The sequence below is a fragment of the Dokdonella ginsengisoli genome, from assembly GCF_042652785.1.
Classification (GTDB): domain Bacteria; phylum Pseudomonadota; class Gammaproteobacteria; order Xanthomonadales; family Rhodanobacteraceae; genus Dokdonella_A; species Dokdonella_A ginsengisoli.
Genome location: NZ_JBHSHD010000004.1, coordinates 1 through 18,068, shown reverse-complemented (window position 1 = coordinate 18,068; position 18,068 = coordinate 1). Strand labels below are relative to the sequence as shown.

11 protein-coding genes and 1 pseudogene are annotated in these 18,068 nt (G+C 70.9%); 5 read left to right on the top strand and 7 right to left on the bottom strand.

Annotated elements, in window-relative coordinates:
• Window positions 1-59: 59 nt before the first annotated feature.
• From ACFO6Q_RS04310 to ACFO6Q_RS04290, 5 genes are all read right to left on the bottom strand, one after another.
• The gene (locus ACFO6Q_RS04310) at window positions 60-773 is read right to left on the bottom strand and encodes a class I SAM-dependent methyltransferase (protein ID WP_380019311.1); all 714 of its coding nucleotides are present in this window, start codon (window positions 771-773) and stop codon (window positions 60-62) included.
• Window positions 770-1,429 (bottom strand): hypothetical protein, encoded by a 660-nt coding sequence (locus tag ACFO6Q_RS04305; protein ID WP_380019309.1) that lies wholly within the window; start codon window positions 1,427-1,429, stop codon window positions 770-772. Before ACFO6Q_RS04305 ends, ACFO6Q_RS04310 begins: the two co-directional genes overlap by 4 nt.
• A 26-nt stretch (window positions 1,430-1,455) precedes the next feature.
• Window positions 1,456-5,277, bottom strand: a complete 3,822-nt coding sequence (locus ACFO6Q_RS04300; RefSeq protein WP_380019308.1) for a translocation/assembly module TamB domain-containing protein — start codon at window positions 5,275-5,277, stop codon at window positions 1,456-1,458.
• An 11-nt stretch (window positions 5,278-5,288) separates the two neighbouring features.
• Window positions 5,289-7,157, bottom strand: a complete 1,869-nt coding sequence (locus ACFO6Q_RS04295) for an autotransporter assembly complex protein TamA (protein ID WP_380019307.1) — start codon at window positions 7,155-7,157, stop codon at window positions 5,289-5,291.
• A gap of 322 nt (window positions 7,158-7,479) precedes the next feature.
• Window positions 7,480-8,604 carry a helix-turn-helix domain-containing protein gene (locus ACFO6Q_RS04290; protein WP_380019306.1) on the bottom strand — a complete coding sequence of 375 codons (1,125 nt, stop codon included), beginning with the start codon at window positions 8,602-8,604 and terminating at the stop codon, window positions 7,480-7,482.
• Window positions 8,605-8,892: 288 nt separating this feature from the next.
• Here ACFO6Q_RS04290 and ACFO6Q_RS04285 point away from each other — a divergent pair, with 288 nt between their 5' ends.
• Window positions 8,893-12,213, top strand: coding sequence for a S41 family peptidase (locus ACFO6Q_RS04285; RefSeq protein WP_380019305.1), 3,321 nt, complete (start codon window positions 8,893-8,895; stop codon window positions 12,211-12,213).
• 59 nt (window positions 12,214-12,272) lie between these two features.
• Here the strand turns inward: ACFO6Q_RS04285 and ACFO6Q_RS04280 are convergent, their stop codons facing one another.
• Together ACFO6Q_RS04280 and fusA are read right to left on the bottom strand one after the other, a co-directional pair.
• Window positions 12,273-12,413, bottom strand: coding sequence for a DUF3096 domain-containing protein (locus tag ACFO6Q_RS04280; RefSeq protein WP_380019304.1), 141 nt, complete (start codon window positions 12,411-12,413; stop codon window positions 12,273-12,275).
• A gap of 77 nt (window positions 12,414-12,490) precedes the next feature.
• Window positions 12,491-14,539 (bottom strand): elongation factor G, encoded by a 2,049-nt coding sequence (gene fusA / locus ACFO6Q_RS04275; protein WP_380019303.1) that lies wholly within the window; start codon window positions 14,537-14,539, stop codon window positions 12,491-12,493.
• A gap of 325 nt (window positions 14,540-14,864) precedes the next feature.
• On the opposite strand from fusA, the gene ACFO6Q_RS04270 reads away from it, so the two are divergent.
• From ACFO6Q_RS04270 to ACFO6Q_RS04255, 4 genes and pseudogenes are all read left to right on the top strand, one after another.
• Complete coding sequence (locus ACFO6Q_RS04270) at window positions 14,865-16,157, top strand: alkaline phosphatase PhoX (protein ID WP_380019302.1); 1,293 nt, start codon at window positions 14,865-14,867, stop codon at window positions 16,155-16,157.
• Between the two features lie 72 nt (window positions 16,158-16,229).
• Window positions 16,230-16,958, top strand: coding sequence for an alpha/beta fold hydrolase (locus tag ACFO6Q_RS04265; RefSeq protein ID WP_380019301.1), 729 nt, complete (start codon window positions 16,230-16,232; stop codon window positions 16,956-16,958).
• 88 nt (window positions 16,959-17,046) lie between these two features.
• Window positions 17,047-17,775: a hypothetical protein gene (locus ACFO6Q_RS04260; protein WP_380019300.1), complete on the top strand. Its 729-nt coding sequence runs from the start codon at window positions 17,047-17,049 to the stop codon at window positions 17,773-17,775.
• Window positions 17,772-18,068, top strand: a pseudogene (locus tag ACFO6Q_RS04255) (hypothetical protein); the annotation flags it as partial. The gene ACFO6Q_RS04260 and the pseudogene ACFO6Q_RS04255, both read left to right, overlap by 4 nt.

Sequence of the window (18,068 nt, the reverse complement as noted above, 5' to 3'; positions counted from 1 at the left end):
GGCGCCGGCCATGGCCGTGCTGCCGACGCCGGTCGGCGCAGGGCGGCATCAGCGTCTGCTTATCGTCGGCGGCCTTCGCTTTGCAAGGCCGCCTGCAGCAGCAGCGACAGCGGCCGGCCGCTGGCGGCGTCGACGGGTTCGGCGACGCGCTCGACGGCGTAGCCGCTCGCGGCGAACGCGGCCAGCCACGAGGCCAGCGTGCGGAAGTACCACGGCATCGGCTCGCGGAATTGGTCGCCGAAGCCGGCGAACGTCTCCACGCGCCAGCCGTCGACGTAGGGCGCGTCGCCGCAGGCGGTCCACGGGTGCACGGTCTGCACGACCAGCCGGCCTTCGGGTTCGAGCCGGCGGCCGAGCGCGCGCAGCGGTTCTTGCAGGTCTTCGCCGAGCAGGGCGAAGTTGCACGCGATCGCGTCGAAACGGCCCAGTTGCGCGTGGCGGTCATCGAGATCGGCGTAGCCGGCGACCGCGAAGCGCGCGCCGCCGAGTTCGTTCGCCGCGGCGATCAGTTCCGCGCTGGCGTCGACGCCGACCACGTCCAGTCCCTTCGCGGCCAGTGCACGCGCCAGCCAGCCTTCGCCGCAGCCGGCGTCGAGCACGCGGCGCGCGCCGGTCGCCAGCACGGCGTCGAGGACGGCCGCATCGGTCCCGGCGCGGCGGCTCGCGATGCGCTGCTCGCGTACCGCGCGCGTCCAGGCGGACGCGTTCGTGCGCCAGCTGCGCGCGAGGCGCGATTCGTGATCGGCGGCGGCGGGCGTGTCGCGATCGTTCATCGGGCGGCTCCGGCGGCGGCGGAACGCAGCAGCTCGCCGATCGAGTGCGCGTCGGGATACCCGTGGCGCACGCCGAGGCCGAACGCGACCAGTCCGGCGAGCATCAGCACGAACGGCACGAACGTGCGCCGCACGGCGGTGTCGAGCCAGTGCCGCGCCTCGCTCCGGCGCAGCCGGCGGTACAGCCCGGCGGCGAGCACGGCGTCGAACAGCAGCTCCGCCAGCAGGGCCGGCGCGGCGTAGACGATCCACAGCGAGGCGAACAGCGCGGCCAGCACGAGCACGCCGATCACGATCGGCAGGCCGATGTCGTCGAGATAGCCGAGCACGTCGAGCGGCGAGGAATCGACGTCGACGCGCGGCCTCTGCCCCTCCGGCGGCGGCGCGTCGCCGTCGTCCGCATCGACGGCGGCGAAGGGCTCGTGTGCGCGCGTGCGCAGCCAGAGCCAGAGCAGCAGCAGGAACACGGCATAGGCGATGCACAGCGCGAGCGGATAGCGCAGCGCGATCGAGCCGACGCCCGAGCGCAGCAGCACCACCGAGGCGAGAAAGCCGCAGCCGCCGGTGAGCGCCACGATCAGCAGCATGCCCAGGCGCGGGTACTGCTCGTGCTCGAGCACGGCGCGCAGCCGCTCGATGGCGCGTTCGCGATTCACCGTGTCCTTCCCCGGCAGGACGAGGCTCAGTGCTCGTAGCGGTAGTTCACGCCGGCGCGGTTGCCGGTGGTGGCGTTCTGCGCCTCGAAGTTGAAGCGCTTGTTGAACAGGTAGCGCAGCGTGATGACTTCGCCCGGCGTGAACAGGCCGACGCCGTAGCTCAGGTACAGCTTCGGCGAAAGGTACTTGCCGACGGTGAACGCGCTGCCGCCGAGCGCGCTGCTGTCCGACACGCCGGCGTCCACGCCCATGCGCGCGCCGATGCCCTTGGCGAGCAGGTCGCCGCCGGCCGAGCCGAGCGCACGCGCGGCGGTGCCGACCATGTCGCCTTCGCCGCTCTTCAGGCTCGACAGCGGCTTGCCGGTCATGATGTAGGAGAGCGCGTCGGACTGTTCCATCGCCGGCTCGGAGAACACGGTCAGCACCGGCACCAGGGCGGTGCCGCGCACCATCAGGCCGGCCTTGATGTTGTCGTCGCCCAGCCCCGAGCTGCCGAGGATGGTGCGCACGGCGCGGATGTCCAGGCCCGGATTGTCGAGCGCGGTGCCGGCGAACAGCAGGCGCCCGGATTCGATCGTGAGGTCCTGGCCGTAGGCCTTGTAGGTGCCGCCGACGTTGAGGGTGCCGGTGCCGGTGGCGACCTTGCCCGGACGCTGGTCGATCTTGATCTGGCCGCCGATGTTGCCGTCGAGACCGAAGCCGGCGAGCTTCACCTCGTCGCCGAGCTTGACCGTGACCGCGACCACCACCGGCAGCGGCTTGCCCGGCGCCGGCTGCTCGGCGTCGGTGATGACGACGTCCGGCGAACCCTTGGCGACGCCGCCGCCGGGCAGCTTGGCGAGGTCGACGTCGGTCTTGGGGATCTCGACGGTGCCGCCGACGCTGAGGCGGTCGGCGTCGCGGTCGATGGTGAGGTCCGGCGAGATGAACACCTTCGCGGCCGGGATATCGGCGGCGAGGAAGTTCTTGCCCTGGATCGTCGCGTGCAGCGGCGCGGTTGCGCCGACACCGCCGCTGCCGGACAGCTTCAGCGTGCCGTCGCCGGACTTGAGCGTGCCGTCGAGCGCGAAGTGCTCGCTGTCGGTGGCCTTCACCGAAATGTCGCCGTCGTGCAGCTTGAGTCCGGCCGCCGGCACTTCGGCGGCGAACTCCTTCAGGGTCAGCGCGCCGCTGAGCTGCGGCGCGGCGGTGGTGCCGCCGAGCGTGTAGTTCGCGGCGACGCGGCCCTTGACGTTGGCGACCTCGGCGGTCAGCAGCTCGACGAAGGCGAGCGAGTTCAGCGCGAGATCGACGCGGCCGGACAGGCCCTGCGCCGAGCCGGGCGCGCCGCTCAGCGTGACCTCGCCGTCGAGCTTGCCGTCGTGGTCGAGCGCGGCGCGCACGGTGGCGTGCGTGGACTGCGGCGAGAGCCGCGCGTCGACGGCGAAGCCGGTATAGGAAAGCAGCGGCTGGGTGGCGTTGTCCGGATAGGCGACGCTGCCCTTGTCCGAGGCGATCGTCGCCGTGCCGTTCAGCCCGCCACCGGCATCGCCGCGGATGTCGCCGCTGCCGCCGATGATGCCGTCGGCCTTGAACGGCGCGTCCGGTGCGGCGAGCTTGGTGATCAGCGCCAGCGGCAGCTGCTCGATGCGATAGCGCGCGGCGAACGCGCCGTCGGCGCCGCCGTTGCCGGCCACGCACAGCCGCGGCCCGCCGCCGGCGAGGCAGATCTCGCCCGCGTTGAACTGCTTGCCGTCCCAGGCGAGCTGCGCGGGCTGCTCGAGCGCGAGCTTGGGCGCGTCCTTGATGTCGAGGTCGAGCGCTTTGAGCGTACCGTTCCAGCGGCCGTCGTCCTTGGCGCCGCCGGACAGCGCCAGCGCGGTCGACAGCGGCGTGCCGGTCGCGGCGAGCTTGAGTTCGTGCGCCTGCTGCGTGCCGCCGGCGTCGAGGTCGAGCGAGTCGAAGGCGAGGCCGCCGGCGGCGACCTTGGCCGCCTTGAGGTTGACGCTGCCGCGCGGCGGCTGGATCTCGGGAACGTCGACGCGCAGCTGCAGCGAGCCGACCTGGGTGGTGCCCGAAGCGATGCCGCTGCCGTTCGCGCTGCCGGTGACGGCCAGCTTGGGCCACTTGCCCTGCACGCGGAAGTCGCCGTCGACGCTGCCGCCGGCGTCCGGCAGCCAGTCGCCGAGCGAGGCGACGGCGAGCTTGATGGTGGCGTCGGTCTGGTTGGCGCCGCCGCGGCCGGTCACGTCGACGCGGCTCTTGCCGGAGGCCAGCGCGAGCGTGCCGTCGACGACGAACTCGGGCTTGATCGAAAGATCCGCCGAGCCGGACACCGGGCGCTTGCGCAGCGTGCCGCCGAGGCCGGCGAGCTTGATCGTCGCGTCGGGGCCCTTGTCGGTCATGGTGCCGCCGGTGGCGAGGTCGAAGTTCAGCGCGCCGGGCCATTCGGCGGCGAACGCGCCCGGATCGAGCTGGTTCGCCTTCGCGGTCAGCTGCCAGCCGATCGCCGGCTTCAGCGTGACCGTGCCCTGCGCGTCGAGGCCGCCCTTCGCGCCGCCCTTGGCGGACTGCACCAGGGCCAGCTGCTTCAAGGTGATCGTCTCCGGCGTGCCGTCGACGTTCAGTGCGAGGTCGGCGAGCTTGCCCGGCGGGCCGATCGACAGCGTGCCGTCGCTGTGGAAGCGCTCCGCGCTGCCGGCGAAGCTCAGCTTGCCGTGCGTGGCGAGCGCCTGGCCGGCGAGGTCGGCCGGCAGCTCGACACCGTCCCAGTCCAGCGCGAGGTTCGCCGACACCGGCTTGGCGTCGAGCTGGATCTCGCCGTTCGCGTTCAGCGCACCGGCGGCTTCCGGCGACTTCAGGGTCAGCGCCTCGATCTTCAGCTTCTGCCCGTCGAGCGCGTAGCGCAGCGGCGCCAGCAGCACGCGGTGTTCGTTGAGGTCGAGCGTGGCCTGCACGTCGCCGCGCCGCTTGTCGCCCGAGCCCTGCAGCGACAGCGCCAGCGCGTTCAGGCCGGCATCCTTTTGGATGGTGTTGGGATCGAAGCGCGGCACGTCGATCTTCGCCGTCCACGGCAAGTCGTCCGACTGCGTCAGCACCGCCTCGATCGTCGCCGGCGTCGGTGCGCTGAGGACCAGGTCGAGCTTGGCCTGCTTGCCGTCGCCGTTCGCCTTCAGCGTGCCGGCGATGGTCTGCTCGGCGGCCTTCCAGCGGAATGTCGTCTCGCCCTGGCCGGGATAGCCGGCCAGCGCGGAAATGGTGCCCTGCAGGTCGACGCTGCCGTCCGGGGCGCGCAGCGCGAGCTGCTTGATCGCCGCGCCCTGCCGGGTCCACTCGGCGCCGAGATCGAGCGTGTCCAGCGCGAACACCGGCTGGCCGTCCTGGCTGATCGCCGCCTGTTTCAGCGCGAAGCGATCGAGCAGGACGTCGATCGGCGCGGCGAGGGAGAACGGCTCGGAGGCGGGCGGTTCCGGCTTCGGCGGCAGCGTGGTGAGCGCGACGTCGAGGCGATCGACTTCCAGGCGGGTGACGTGCACGCGCTTGGACAGCAGCGCCAGCGGCTTCAGCTCGAGCAGGACGCGGCCGAGTTTGGCGTCGACGCCGACCGCAGGATCGTTGTAGCGAACGCCCTCGAGCGTCAGCGGTCCGCTCAGCGGCCCGCTCGAACGCTCCACCGCGAGCTTGCCTTCCATCGCGCCGACCGCGCGCGCCAGCGCGAAGCGCGCACCCGATTCGGTGCGCAGCAGCCAGAACAGCGCGAGCGCGAGGATCAGCAGCAGAACGAGCAGGCCGATGCCCAGCCATTTCAGCAGCCGGCGCGCCGCGAAGCCGCGCACCGGGCGCGGCTGCCGTTGGATTCTTGCGTGCATGGACGGTCGCATCACAAATCCGGCCCGATCACGATGTGCAGCTCGAACGAGCTGGTGTCCTTGTCCTTGTTCAGCGGCACGCCGACGTCGGCGCGGATCATGCCGACCGGCGAACGCCAGCGCAGGCCGACGCCGACGCCGGTCTTCTGCTTGTACGAATCGAAGCTGGAGAACGCGTCGCCGCTGTCGACGAAGGTGGCGATGCCCCAGTTCGGCTTGAAGTAGTACTCGTATTCGGCGCTGGCGACGAGCAGGTTCTTGCCGCCGACGACGAAGTTCTTGCAGCTCTTCTTGTTCTCGCGCAGCCGGTCGCAGCGCGCCTGCGCGATCGGCATCAGCTCGGTGCCGAGCGGCGGGCCGACGGTCTGGTAGGCGTAGCCGCGGATCGAGCGGTCGCCGCCGGCGAAGAAGCGCAGCTCCGGCGGCAGCTTGTCGAAACCGTTGATGGGAACGCCGTTGCGGTCGCGTTCGCTGGAGTCGCCGACGTAGGTCGCGCCGGCCGAGCCGCGCGCGATGAAGCGCGACTTCTCGCCGAGGCCGCGAATCCACTTCGCATCCGCCGTGACCTGCGCGAAGCTGACGTCCGACAGCAGCGACTCGTGGCCGGCGCGCGCGGCGAACGTGAGCGAGTAGCCCTTGCGCACGAACATCGGATCGTCCGCCCGCTTGCGCGACAGCGAGACTTCCGGATAGAGCAGGGTGGTGTCGCCCTGCAGGTTGGCGACCTCGAAATTGCCGGTCAGGAACTTCAGGCCGAGCGTGCGCGTCCAGCCGCGCCAGATGCGCGAGTCGGTTGCGGCCAGGCCCCAGGTCCGCGACGTGCTGGTGTCGGTGTCCTCGTCGCGGAAGGTCGCGCCGAAGTTCAGGCTGTGGTTGTCGTGGCCGGGCAGCGGAATGGTGTAGGTCGCCGCGGCGGTCTTCAGCTGCGTGGCGACCAGCGCCTCGACCTTCATCTTGTGGCCGCGCCGGTTGACCCAGCGCCGCTCGATGCCGCCGCGCACGCCCGGGCCGGTGTCGGTGCCGAAGAACACGCCGGCGGTATAGATCGTGCGCTTGGCCGGGCCGAGCATGACCTTGATCGGCACCACGCCGTCGTGCGCGTTCTCGGTGTCCGGCTGCACCTGCGCGACGGCGAAGTAGTCGGCGTCGATCAGCTTCTGCTGCAGCAGGAGCACCTGCTCCTGCGTGTAGAAATCGCCTTCGTGCCACGGGATGTAGCGGTCGAGGAATTCGTCCGGGAATTGCGCGCCCTCGAACGTGGTCTTGCCGAGGCGGTAGCGCGTGCCGACCTTCCAGGCGAGATGGATCTCGGCGCTGTTGGTGGAGCGCTGCACCTCGACCTGGTGCGTGACGAGTTCGGCGTCGAGATAGCCGGCGCCGAACAGCGCGGCCTGCACCGTGGCCTTGCTCTTCTCGTAGGCGGTGTGGTCCAGCGCCTGGCCCTTGCCCGGCGCGAACGCGGCGACCGCCTTCTGCACGCCCCTCTGGCCGTCGGCGTCGCCGTCGAGCTGGATGTCCAGCGCGTTGATGCGCACCGGTTCGCCCGGCGTCACGTGCAACTCCGCGGTGTAGTTGCCGCCGCCGGTTTCCTTCAGCTCGCCCTGCACCTTGGCGTCGTAATAGCCGTACGGCTCCAGCGCCGTGCGCGCCTGGTTCTCGGTGTTGTCGTACAGGCGCCGGACCTGCGCCGCGGTCACGTCGCGCTCGCCGTACTGGCTGATCTCCACGCCGGCGACGACGGCGTCGTGCAGCGGTCCTTCGACTCCGTCCACCTGCACGGCGACGCGACCGGCCTGCGCCGTCCCGGCGATCAGCAGCAGGACGATCAGCGGCGAGGAAACGATGCGGCGTTGGCGGAGCGGACCGTCGGGCGTGCGCATTGTGTAGTTATAACAGGAACCGTGTCGCGATCCGGAGATGCGTCCGGGCCGTTGCGGAGATCGGCACTCTTTTTCACGACTGCGCGAGCGGCGGCCTGCGTCGTCCGACGGCCGGTTCGAGGTCCGAAACGTCCGATCCGATGCGTCCGGACGATTTCCGCGGGGCGATTGCCTCAACTGCGCTGGCGGCACGCCTGCGTTCCGGGCGGGTGCATCGATCCGCCGTACGGCGCAAACCCTTCCCGAGAACCTCATGCATCGACCGACCGTCCCTTCGCCGAACGCCGCAGCTCGCCGCACGGCGGCCGCGGCCGGGTCCGCCTCAGCGGGACGAAGCGCCGCGGCGGAATTCGCGCGGCGTCATTCCGGACATACGCTTGAACACGGCGTTGAAGGTCGACTTGCTGCCGAAGCCGCAAGCCAGGGCGATGTCCAGGGTGGTCCTGCGATCGTCCGGATCGGCCAGGCATCGCTGCGCGGCGGCGATGCGGAAGCCGTTCACGAACTCGAAGAAGTTCTGTCGCAGGCCCTGGTTGAGCGCCTGCGAAATGTAGCTCGGCGGCCAGCCGCTGCGCCGGCTCAGTTCGCGCAAGTCGAAGCGGCTGTCGGCGTACAGGTGCCCGCTGCGCATCAGCTGCGCGAGTTCGTCGGCGATGCGTGCGCACTGCGCCGGGTCGAGGCCGGATCGTTCGTAGCGCGCGACCGCGCCCTCCTCGCCGGTCGGCAGCGACTCGGTCACCTCGGGCGGGATCAGCACGCGCTGCCGCAGCGCGAACCAGGCCAGCAGGAACAGCGCGCCGAAGGTCAGCCAGGCCAGCGCCAGGTTGAACCCTTCGTATCCGGCCAGGCCCGCCACGCGCGGGATGCGGTCGATCGCCTCGAGCAGCCACATCGCGCCGATCACGGCGACCAGCCGGCGCAGCCAGGCCAGGTGCAGCGCGGCTTCGTCGGCGTTGACCTGTTCCAGCAGCGGCCGCGCCGTGTAGGTCCGGCGCGCGGCCAGCACGAGGTAGGGCACGCCCTGCAGTACCCAGGCGTGCAGGGTGAGCTGGACCAGCATGCGGCCGATCGGCGAGCGGTCGAACGCGGCCAGTGCGTTGCCGAGCGAGAGGGCCAGTACGACGGTGCAGGGCAGCGCATGCCGGAGATCGCGCCGCACCTGGACACCCGGCCCCGCCGAAGTCAGTGCCTTGGCGTAGCCGTACAGCAGCGGCCCGAGCAGATAGGCGTTGGGCACCACCACGACGCGAAACCAGCGCAGGGCGTCTTCGGACAGCCATTCGCGGAGCGCGAACGGAATTCCGCCGAACAGGCTGTCGAGAGTGACGCATGCGAAAAATCCGGCCAGATAGCCTGACACGCGGGTGCGCGAAGCGAAGGCGAGAGCGGCGGCGAGTGCGGTCAGGCCGAGCGTCGCGCCGATCGACAGGGCATTGAGAATGTGCACAGCCGTCATCCGCGCGCGCCGCAGCGAGCATCGGCTCGCACTGTTCGGTGCCATTCAACAGGGCATCGAGCGCCGAGCGCAAGCCGGTCGTCGCGAGGCCGGATCTTCCTTTCCGGCCTAGCGACGAGGCCGTTACCCACCCGCGTTTCCACCAGCCGACCCGAAGCGATGAACATTCCATTCCTTGTAGAACCGCATCATACGGCCGGGACTTCCGGCATGTGCGCAAGACCCGTGTCGCACCGGACGATCCAGTCGTTTCGCCAACTCCTGCAGCGGAGCGTCCGCATGTCGCGTAGAACTTTTCTCGCGCTGTCCGCGCTGTTCGCCTGTGGCGGCGTGCAGGCCGCGCCCGCGCTGCTGCTGCAGACACCGACGATCTCGCAGAGCCGGCTCGTATTCGCCTACGCCGACGATTTGTGGATCGCGCCGCGCGAAGGCGGCGAGGCGCGCATGCTGGTGCGTGCGCAGGGCCGTGCCAGCCGTCCGCATTTCTCGCCGGACGGCCGTCGCGTCGCCTACAGCGCACGCGTCGGCGGCAACACCGACGTCTACGTCGTCGACGCGGACGGCGGCGAGCCGAAGCGGCTGACCTGGCATCCCGGCGACGACCGGGTGGTCGGTTGGAGTCCCGACGGTGCGCGCGTGCTGTTCGCCTCGAACCGCGCCACGCCGAACGGGATGCGCCAGTTCTACACGGTGCCGCTCGCCGGCGGTCCGCAGACCGTGCTGCCGCTCGAGCGCGCCGACGGCGGTGCCTATTCGCCGGACGGTTCGGCGATCGCGTACACGCCGCATCCGCAGTCGCAGCCCGACTGGAACGCCTACCGCGGCGGCCAGACCTCGCCGATCTGGATCGCGCGCCTGTCCGATTCCTCGATCGTGCGCGTGCCGCACGAGAACGCCACCGACCGCAATCCGATGTGGATCGGCGACACCGTCTATTTCCTGTCCGACCGCGCCGGCCCCAGTACGCTGTACGCCTACGACACCAAGACCGCGCAGGTCGCGCAGGTGCTGAGGAACGACGGCTTTCCGATCGACTCGGCGACGGCCGGAGCGGGCGCGATCGTCTATTCGCAGATGGGCGCGCTGCACCTGTTCGACCCGGCGACGAACACGCAGCGATCGATCCAGGTGCACCTCGCCGCCGACGGCGCGCGCCTCGCACCGCGCTACGAAAACGTCGGCGACCGCGTCGCCAAGGCGGCGCTGTCGCCGACCGGCGCGCGCGCCGTGTTCGAGGCGCGCGGCGAAATCCTCAGCGTGCCGGCCGAGAAGGGCGACGTGCGCAACCTGACGCGGACGCCGGGCGCGGCGGAACGCGATCCGGCCTGGTCGCCCGACGGCCGCTCGATCGCCTACTTCTCCGACGCCGCCGGTGAGTACGCCCTGCACGTGCGCGCGCAGAACGGGCTCGGTGAAGCGCGCGCGATCGCGCTCGGCGATCCGCCGTCGTTCTTCTACGCGCCGCTGTGGTCGCCGGACGGCAAGCGCATCGCCTACAGCGACAAGCGCCTGAACCTGTGGCTGGTGGAGCTGGACCGGCCGACGCCGCGCCGGATCGACACCGATGCGTTCGACCAGCCGACCCAGAGCTTCGATCCGGCCTGGTCGCCGGACGGCCGCTGGCTCGCCTACACCAAGCAGCTGCCCAATCATCTATACGCGGTGTTCGTCCACTCGCTCGACAGCGGCAAGACGACCCAGGTCAGCGACGGCATGAGCGATTGCCGCTATCCCGCCTTCGACAAGAACGGCAAGTATCTCTACTTCACCGCCAGCACCGACATGGGCCTGACGCCGGGCTGGCTCGACCTCAGCAGCCAGGCGCACCCGGTCACCCGTTCCGTCTATGTCGCCGTGCTGCGCAAGGACCTGCCGTCGCCGCTGGCGCCGCAGAGCGACGAGGACGCCGGCGCGCGCAGCGATGGCGCCGAGAGCAAGCCGGAAGAGAAGGGGGCGCCGGCGCCCGTGCGCGTCGCCATCGACTTCGAGGGCCTGCCGCAGCGCACGCTGAGCCTGCCGGTCGAGAGCGCGAACTACATCGGCCTCCAGGCCGGCCGCAGCGGCGAACTGTTCCTGTCGCAGGCGCCGCAGATCGCCGAGGGCATCGAGGACGACATCAAGAATCAGCCGGTCACGGTGCGCAAGTTCAGCCTCGACTCGCGCAAGACCGACAAGCTGCTCGACCAGGTCGTGCATTTCAGCGTGTCCCTCGACGGCCGCAAGATGCTCTATGCGCAATCCGCCGGCGCACGCATCGACGACGGTTTCGTGGGCCCGCCGCGTTGGGAGGGAGGGGTCCGCTGGCACATCGCCAAGACCGACGCCGCGCCGAAGGCGGACGAGGGCGCGATCGCCGCCGACGCGATGCAGGTGCGCGTCGATCCGCGCGCGGAATGGGCGCAGATCTACCGCGAGGTGTGGCGTGCCGAGCGCGACTTCTTCTACGACCCGCGTCACCACGGCTACGACCTGGACGCCGCGCAGAAGCGCTTCGAGCCGTACCTCGCCGGCATCGGCAGCCGCGAGGACCTCGACGTGCTGCTGCGCCGGATGCTGTCCTACCTGTCGGCCGGCCACGTCTTCGTGCTGTCGCCGCCGCCGGCGGACGAGCGCACGATCGGCATCGGCCTGCTCGGCGCCGACTACGCCATCGAGCACGGGCGCTACCGCTTCGCCAGGGTCTACGACGGCGAGAACTGGAACCCGGACCTGACCGCGCCGCTGACCCAGCCCGGCGTGAACGTCGAGGCCGGCGACTATCTGCTGGCGGTCAACGGACGCGAACTCGGCGCCGGCGACGACGTCTACGCGCTGTTCGAGGAAACCGCCGGCAAGCAGACCGTGCTGCGCATCGCGCGCGATGCCGGCGGCACCGGCGCGCGCGAGGTGACGGTGGTGCCGATCGCGGACGAGCGCGGCCTGCGCCATCGCGCCTGGGTCGAGGCGAACCGGCGCAAGGTCGACCGGCTCAGCGGCGGACGCCTGGCCTACGTGCACCTGCCCGACACCGCGACCGCCGGCCTGACCAGCTTCAACCGCTACTTCTTCGCGCAGACCGACAAGCAGGGCGTGCTGATCGACGAACGCTACAACCGCGGCGGCTCGCTGGCCGACTACGTCATCGACGTGCTGCGCCGGCAGCCGATGACGCTGGCGACGACGCGCGAAGGCGCCACGACGCTGTGGCCGTCGCAGGCGATCTTCGGGCCGAAGGCGATGCTGATCAACGAGTTCGCCGGTTCCGGCGGCGACGCGCTGCCGTGGTACTTCAAGCGCACAGGCCTTGGGCCGCTGATCGGCAAGCGCACCTGGGGCGGCCTGATCGGCATCTATGGCGAGCCGAGCCTGATCGACGGCGGCCGCGTGACCGCGCCGCGCCTGGCACTGTCCGGCCTGGTCGGCGAGTGGGAAGTCGAGAACCGCGGCGTCGCGCCCGACATCGAAGTCGACGACGACCCGCAGGCGGAGCGCGCCGGGCACGATCCCCAGCTCGAACGCGGCGTCGAGTACCTGCTGAAGGCGCTGGCCGAGCATCCGCCGGCGACGTACAAGGCGCCGCCGTATCCGGACTTCAAGCCGGTGCTGCCGCCGTTGCCCTAGAGCGAAGCGAGGTCCACCTCTCCCGCGAGCGGGAGAGGTGGCGCAGCGCAGCGCGCCGCTCAGCCCAGGCGCAACAACCCGATCACGCCGATCGCGATCAGGTACAGCGCGACCACGTAGTTCAGCAGGCGCGGCATCACCAGGATCAGGATGCCGGCGATCAGCGCGATCAGCGGTTGCAGCGAGATGTGAAGGTTCATGCGCGATGACTCCCGGCGGTTGGAAACCGTCGAGCTTACGCGCCGCCGGGGTCGCCGCGCCATCGCACCGGACGCGTTCAGTCGTCCTCGACGTGCGGCTTGTAGGCGTCGGTCAGCTGCTTCTGCACCTGCGCGGGCACCGGCTCGTAGTGGCTGAACTCGATCGCGTAGCGGCCCTGGCCGCCGGTCATCGCCTTGAGTTCGGTCTGGTAGTCGGCGACCTCGGCCAGCGGCACCTGCGCCTTGATGATGATCTCGCCGCCGCGCAGCGAATCGGTGCCGTTGATGCGCGCGCGCTTGGACGACAGTCCGCCGGTGACGTCGCCCATGTGCGCGTCGGGCACGAACACGTCGAGATTGACGATCGGTTCGAGCACCTGCGGGCGCGCCTTCGTGATCGCGTCGAGGAAGGCCTTCTTGCCGGCGCTGACGAAGGCGACTTCCTTCGAGTCGACCGGATGGTACTTGCCGTCGTAGACGACCACGCGCACGTCCTGCAGCTGGTAGCCGGCGATCGCGCCCTGTTCGAGCACCTGGCGCACGCCCTTCTCGACGGCGGGGATGAACTGGCCCGGGATCGTGCCGCCCTTGACCTCGTCGGCGAACTCGAAGCCGGCGCCGCGCGGCAGCGGCTCGATGCGCAGGAACACCTCGCCGAACTGGCCGGCGCCGCCGGTCTGTTTCTTGTGGCGGTGATGACCTTCGGCCCGCGCCGCGATCGTCTCGCGGTAGGCGATGCGCGGCGGCCGTGTCGTCACCTCGACGCCGTAGCGTTCCTTCATGCGCTCGAGCATCAGCTTCAGATGCAGGTCCGACAGGCCGCGGATGATCGTCTCGTTGAGTTCCTTGTTGTGCTCGATGCGGAAGCACGGATCTTCCTCGCCCAGGCGCGCCAGCGCGGTCGCCAGCTTCTGCTCCTGGCCCTTGTGCGCGGGCGTCACGGCGAGGCCGAACATCGGCAGCGGGAAGTCGAGCGGCTTCAAGTGGATCTGGTCCTCGTCGTGCGAGTCGTGCAGGACGGCGTCGAAGTGGATCTCCTCGATCTTGGCGACTGCGGCGATGTCGCCGGGGATCGCCTGCTCGATCTCGACGTGGTCCTTGCCGCGCAGCTTGAACAGGTGGCCGACCTTGAACGGCTTCTTGCCGTCGTCGACGAACAGCTGCGTGTCGCGCCGCACCGTGCCCTGGTAGACGCGGAACGCGCTCAGCTTGCCGACGAACGGATCGTTGACGATCTTGAACACGTCGGCGATCACGTGCCGGTCCGGGTCGGGCAGCGCCTGGATCGGCTGCGCGGCGGCGCCGCCGCCCTTGAGGAATTCGGGCGGATTGCCTTCCTTCGGGTTCGGCAGCAGTCGCGCGACGAGGTTGAGCAGTTCCTTCACGCCGGCGCCGCTGCGCGCGGAGACGAAGCAGATCGGCACCAGGTGGCCTTCGCGCAGGCACTGCTCGAACGCGTCGTGCAGCTCCTGGCCGGACAGGCCGGATTCGCCGTCGTCGAGGTAGTGGCCCATGACCGTCTCGTTGATCTCGACGACCTGGTCGATGATGTGCTGGTGCGCCGCCGAGACCGACGAGAAGTCCGCCTCGCCGTTCGGCTGGAAGAAGCAGTCGACCACCGCGCTGCCGCCGTTCGCCGGCAGGTTGATCGGCAGGCATTCGCTGCCGAACTCGTCGCGCAGCGCCTCGACCATGCCTTCGAGGTCGACGCCGGCCTGGTCGATCTTGTTGACGACCAGCACGCGGCAGAGGTTGCGCTGGCGCGCGCGGTCCATCATGCGCCGCGTGGCGTGCGCGATGCCGGCCGCCGCGTCGACGACGATCGCGCAGGTCTCCACCGCGGCCATCGCGGACAGGGTCGGGCCGCGGAATTCGGGCAGTCCGGGCGTGTCGATCAGGTTGACGTGCACGTCGCCGAGGTCGATCGAGGCGATCGAGCTGCCCATCGAGTGCTTGCGCTCCTTTTCCATCGGGTCGTAGTCGGACACGGTGTTGCCGCGTTCGACCGAGCCTGCCGTCTGGATCGCGCCGCCGGCATGCAGCAGGGCTTCGAACAGCGTGGTTTTGCCGGCGCTCGCCTGGCCTGCGAGTGCGATGTTGCGGATGCCGTCGGTGCTGTAAGGCATGTCGATCCTCCCGTGCTGCGTCGAGTGGTCCGTCCGTGGAGGGACTTCGTCCGTGTCGTCAGGGCAGGGCGGCGCGGCGTTTTCGTGATCGCCGTATGGCCGTCGTCGCAGGCCCCATCCGATCCCGATGCGGTCGCGGCGGAGTCGATCCGTCCGCGGCGCGAGGAGGAGTGACGGAGTGAACGACGGCCCTAGCCTTGCGCGATCGGCAGGGAGGGTCAAGGCGCAGCGCGCAAGCCGCGCCGCGGAAATTTCGCGCGTTCGTCGTCGCCGTTTCATGCGCGGGCACTAGCGTGGAAATCCCTTTCCCGCCAGGCCAGCTCCGATGCGCAAAGCCAGCTCGCAATCCGTATCCCCGCAACTCTCGCGCCGCCGTTTCCTCGGCCAGGCGCTTGCCGGCGCCGGCATGCTCGCCGTCGGCGGCCAGGTGCTGGCCGGCGTCAACCAGGCCACGCGCGCGCTCAGCGGCATGGGCGACGCCGTTCGCCGCAACCGCTTCTTCGAGGCGCTCGGCGGCGGCCTGCTGCCGCCGGACGAGAACGGCGTGCGCCTGCCGGCCGGATTCTCCTCGCGCATCGTCGCGCGCTCCAGCCAGGCGCCGGTCGACGGCGGCAGCTACGCGTGGCATCCGGCGCCGGACGGCGGCGCCACCTACGCCGTGCCGGAAGGCGGCTGGATCTACGTCAGTAACAGCGAAGTGGCGCCGCTGACCGGCGGCGTCGGCGCGCTCAGGTTCGACGCGCAGGGCAACGTCGTCGACGCCTACCGCATCCTGTCGGGCACCAGCCAGAACTGCGCCGGCGGCTGGACGCCGTGGAACACCTGGCTGTCGTGCGAGGAGCACGACCAGGGCCTGGTGTGGGAGTGCGATCCGTTCGCCGCCGGCCAGGGCACGGCGCGGCCGGCGCTGGGCACGTTCGCGCACGAGGCGGCCTGCGTCGATCCGGTGAACCTGCGCCTGTACCTGACCGAGGACAAGGGCGACAGCGGCTTCTACCGCTTCACGCCGGGCACCTATCCGGACCTTTCCGCCGGCCTGCTCGAGGTGGCCGAAGTGCTCGGTGATCCGACCAGCGGACGCCAGAGCGTCGTCTGGCACGCGGTGCCGAATCCGAATCCGGGCGCGCTCGACACGCCCACGCGCAACCAGGTCGCCGGTACGGCGCGCTTCAACCGCGGCGAGGGCATGTACTACCACGGCGGCGTGGTCTACTTCACCACCACCGGCGACGACCGCGTCTGGGCCTACCGCACGCAGGACGACACCATCGGCATTTTCTACGACGCCGCGCTGATCGCCGACGCGCCGCTGCACGAGCCGGACAACGTCGTCGTCGACAGCCGCGGCTACGTCTACGTCGCCGAGGACAGCGACGACCTGCAGGTGGTGCTGATCACGCCTGAAGGCGTGCCGATGCCGCTGCTGCAGCTGTCCGGCCACGACGATTCGGAGATCACCGGCCCGGCCTTCAGCCCGGACGGCACGCGCTTCTATTTCAGCTCGCAGCGCGGCACCAGCGGCGAGAGCGCCGCCGGCATCACGTTCGAGGTGGTCGGTCCGTTCCCCAACAGCGACCTGGTGTTCGCCAGCGGTTTCGACACGCGCCTGGACACCTGAGCCGGCGCCGCCGGCGCGCGGCCGGCATAATCGGCCGCGAAAGCCCCGCGAGGGGCGTTGCGGAACCGGACCATGCGCGAAAGCTCCCCGCGCACCGCGCCGTGCACGATCGTCTGCGTGCACGGCGCCGGTGGCGGCGGCTGGGAATGGGCGATCTGGGCGCGCGTGTTCGCCGCGCGCGGCCACGGCGTGATCGCGCCGGACCTGCAGCCCGCCGCCGCCGGCCTGGCGGCGACGCGCTACGCCGATTACCTCGAGCAGGTCGTGCAGTGGTGCCGCGGCGTCGGCGCGCCACTGGCGCTGCTCGGCGCCAGCCTCGGCGGCTCGCTGGCGCTCGCCGCGGCGGAAACCGCCGGCGCGCAGGCGCTGATCCTGGTCAACCCGCTGGTGCCGCGCGCGCCGCGTCCGCAGCCGCGCCCGGCGGTCATTCCTTGGGGACGCGAACGTTCGCTCGGCGGCACCCGGCGCGCGATGGCCGATGCCGACGACGCGGCCTGCGTGTACGCGTTCCGGCGCTGGCGCGACGAATCGGGCGCGGTGCTCGACGAAGCCGAAGCCGCCGCGGCGACGGCGCCGCCGTGCGCGACCCTGGTGCTCGCCGGCGAGCGCGACGAGGACGTGCCGCCGCCGCTCAGCCGCGCGCTGGCGATCCGCCTCGACGCGGACTTCGAGCGCGTCGCCGGAGCCGGTCACCTCGGGCCGCTGTTCGGCCGCGGTGCGGCCAGCGTCGCCGAACGCGCCGCCGACTGGCTGGAACATCGCCGGCTCGCCTCGCACGACGGCGCCGCCGGCGCGATTTAACCGCCCTTTAGCGACGTTTCACTATTCTCGCCGCTTTGCCCCAACGCCGACATCCGTGGCATCGCATCATTCAACCCCGCCACCACCGATGCCGTCGTCGCGAACGCAAGCCCAGGCGCCGTCGCTGGCCGAACCGGGAGCCTTGCGCTTCCGCACGGATGGCCTGCCCTGGCAGCGCAGCCTGCGCTGGGCCAACCCCGTACGCGATCGCCGCCGGTTCCTGCTCGGCGGCCTGCTCGCGCTGCTGGTCACGGTGCTCGAGCTGGTCGGCTTCGGCCTCGGCATGAAGCCGTATCGCCAGCTGCCCAGGCGCGACACCGCGATCCACGTGGTCCTGATCGAGCCGGAGCCGCCACCGCCTCCGCCGCCGCCGGAACCCGAGCCGCCGGAGATCGTGCGCCGCGCGAGCCGCATCGCGATCGAACCGCCGAAAGTCCGCACCACGCCGCCGCCGCCGCGCCAGGCCGAACCGGTCGAGCCGAACGCGCGCATCGGCAGCGCCGGCGTACAGGCGCCGCAGCTGTTCAATCCGGACGGCTCCGTGCGGCTCGGCGCCGGTGCCCCCGCCGTCGCGCCGGCGGAGAAGCCGGCCAGCCCGCGCGAAGCGGCGAAGGCGCGCTGGGCCGAGATCGAGAAGCGCGGCAATCCGATCGACTGCAAGAAGACGCGCTTCGCCGGTGCCTTCAGCAAGGACGAATCGCTCGGCGACCAGGTCGCCGGCAAGTACCTCAAGTGGATCGGCCTGGCCGATCACGAGGCGATCGCGCACCGCCGACAGCAGCGCGCCGAAGCCGGCGGCTGCGAACCGGCGCAATGACCCTCTCCGCCGTACGCGTCGACGCCGACGAACGCTGGCGCCGTCGCGTCGCCGTCGCGGTCGCGCTGCTGCTCAATCTCGCCTTCCTCGTCGCGCTCGATTCGGTCATGCGTCCGCTGGCGGGCGAGCGCCGGCCCTGGGTCCGCGCCGAGCCGACCGACGTGCTGCAGGTGCGGCTGATCGACGCCGCGCCGCCGGCCGCGCCGGTCGCCGAGCCGTCGCCGTCGTCGTCGCTACCCGAGCCGGCGCCTCCGCCGCGCCCGTCCGCGTCGGCCGAACGGCCGCCGCGCGCG

What these genes read in the sequence shown, in the direction of transcription:
- ACFO6Q_RS04310 (WP_380019311.1), bottom strand. Translation starts at nt 773, where the DNA reads ATGAACGATCGCGACACGCCCGCCGCCGCCGATCACGAATCGCGCCTC.
- ACFO6Q_RS04300 (WP_380019308.1), bottom strand. Translation starts at nt 5,277, where the DNA reads ATGCACGCAAGAATCCAACGGCAGCCGCGCCCGGTGCGCGGCTTCGCG.
- ACFO6Q_RS04295 (WP_380019307.1), bottom strand. Translation starts at nt 7,157, where the DNA reads ATGCGCACGCCCGACGGTCCGCTCCGCCAACGCCGCATCGTTTCCTCG.
- ACFO6Q_RS04285 (WP_380019305.1), top strand. Translation starts at nt 8,893, where the DNA reads ATGTCGCGTAGAACTTTTCTCGCGCTGTCCGCGCTGTTCGCCTGTGGC.
- ACFO6Q_RS04280 (WP_380019304.1), bottom strand. Translation starts at nt 12,413, where the DNA reads ATGAACCTTCACATCTCGCTGCAACCGCTGATCGCGCTGATCGCCGGC.
- fusA (WP_380019303.1), bottom strand. Translation starts at nt 14,539, where the DNA reads ATGCCTTACAGCACCGACGGCATCCGCAACATCGCACTCGCAGGCCAG.
- ACFO6Q_RS04270 (WP_380019302.1), top strand. Translation starts at nt 14,865, where the DNA reads ATGCGCAAAGCCAGCTCGCAATCCGTATCCCCGCAACTCTCGCGCCGC.
- ACFO6Q_RS04265 (WP_380019301.1), top strand. Translation starts at nt 16,230, where the DNA reads ATGCGCGAAAGCTCCCCGCGCACCGCGCCGTGCACGATCGTCTGCGTG.
- ACFO6Q_RS04260 (WP_380019300.1), top strand. Translation starts at nt 17,047, where the DNA reads ATGCCGTCGTCGCGAACGCAAGCCCAGGCGCCGTCGCTGGCCGAACCG.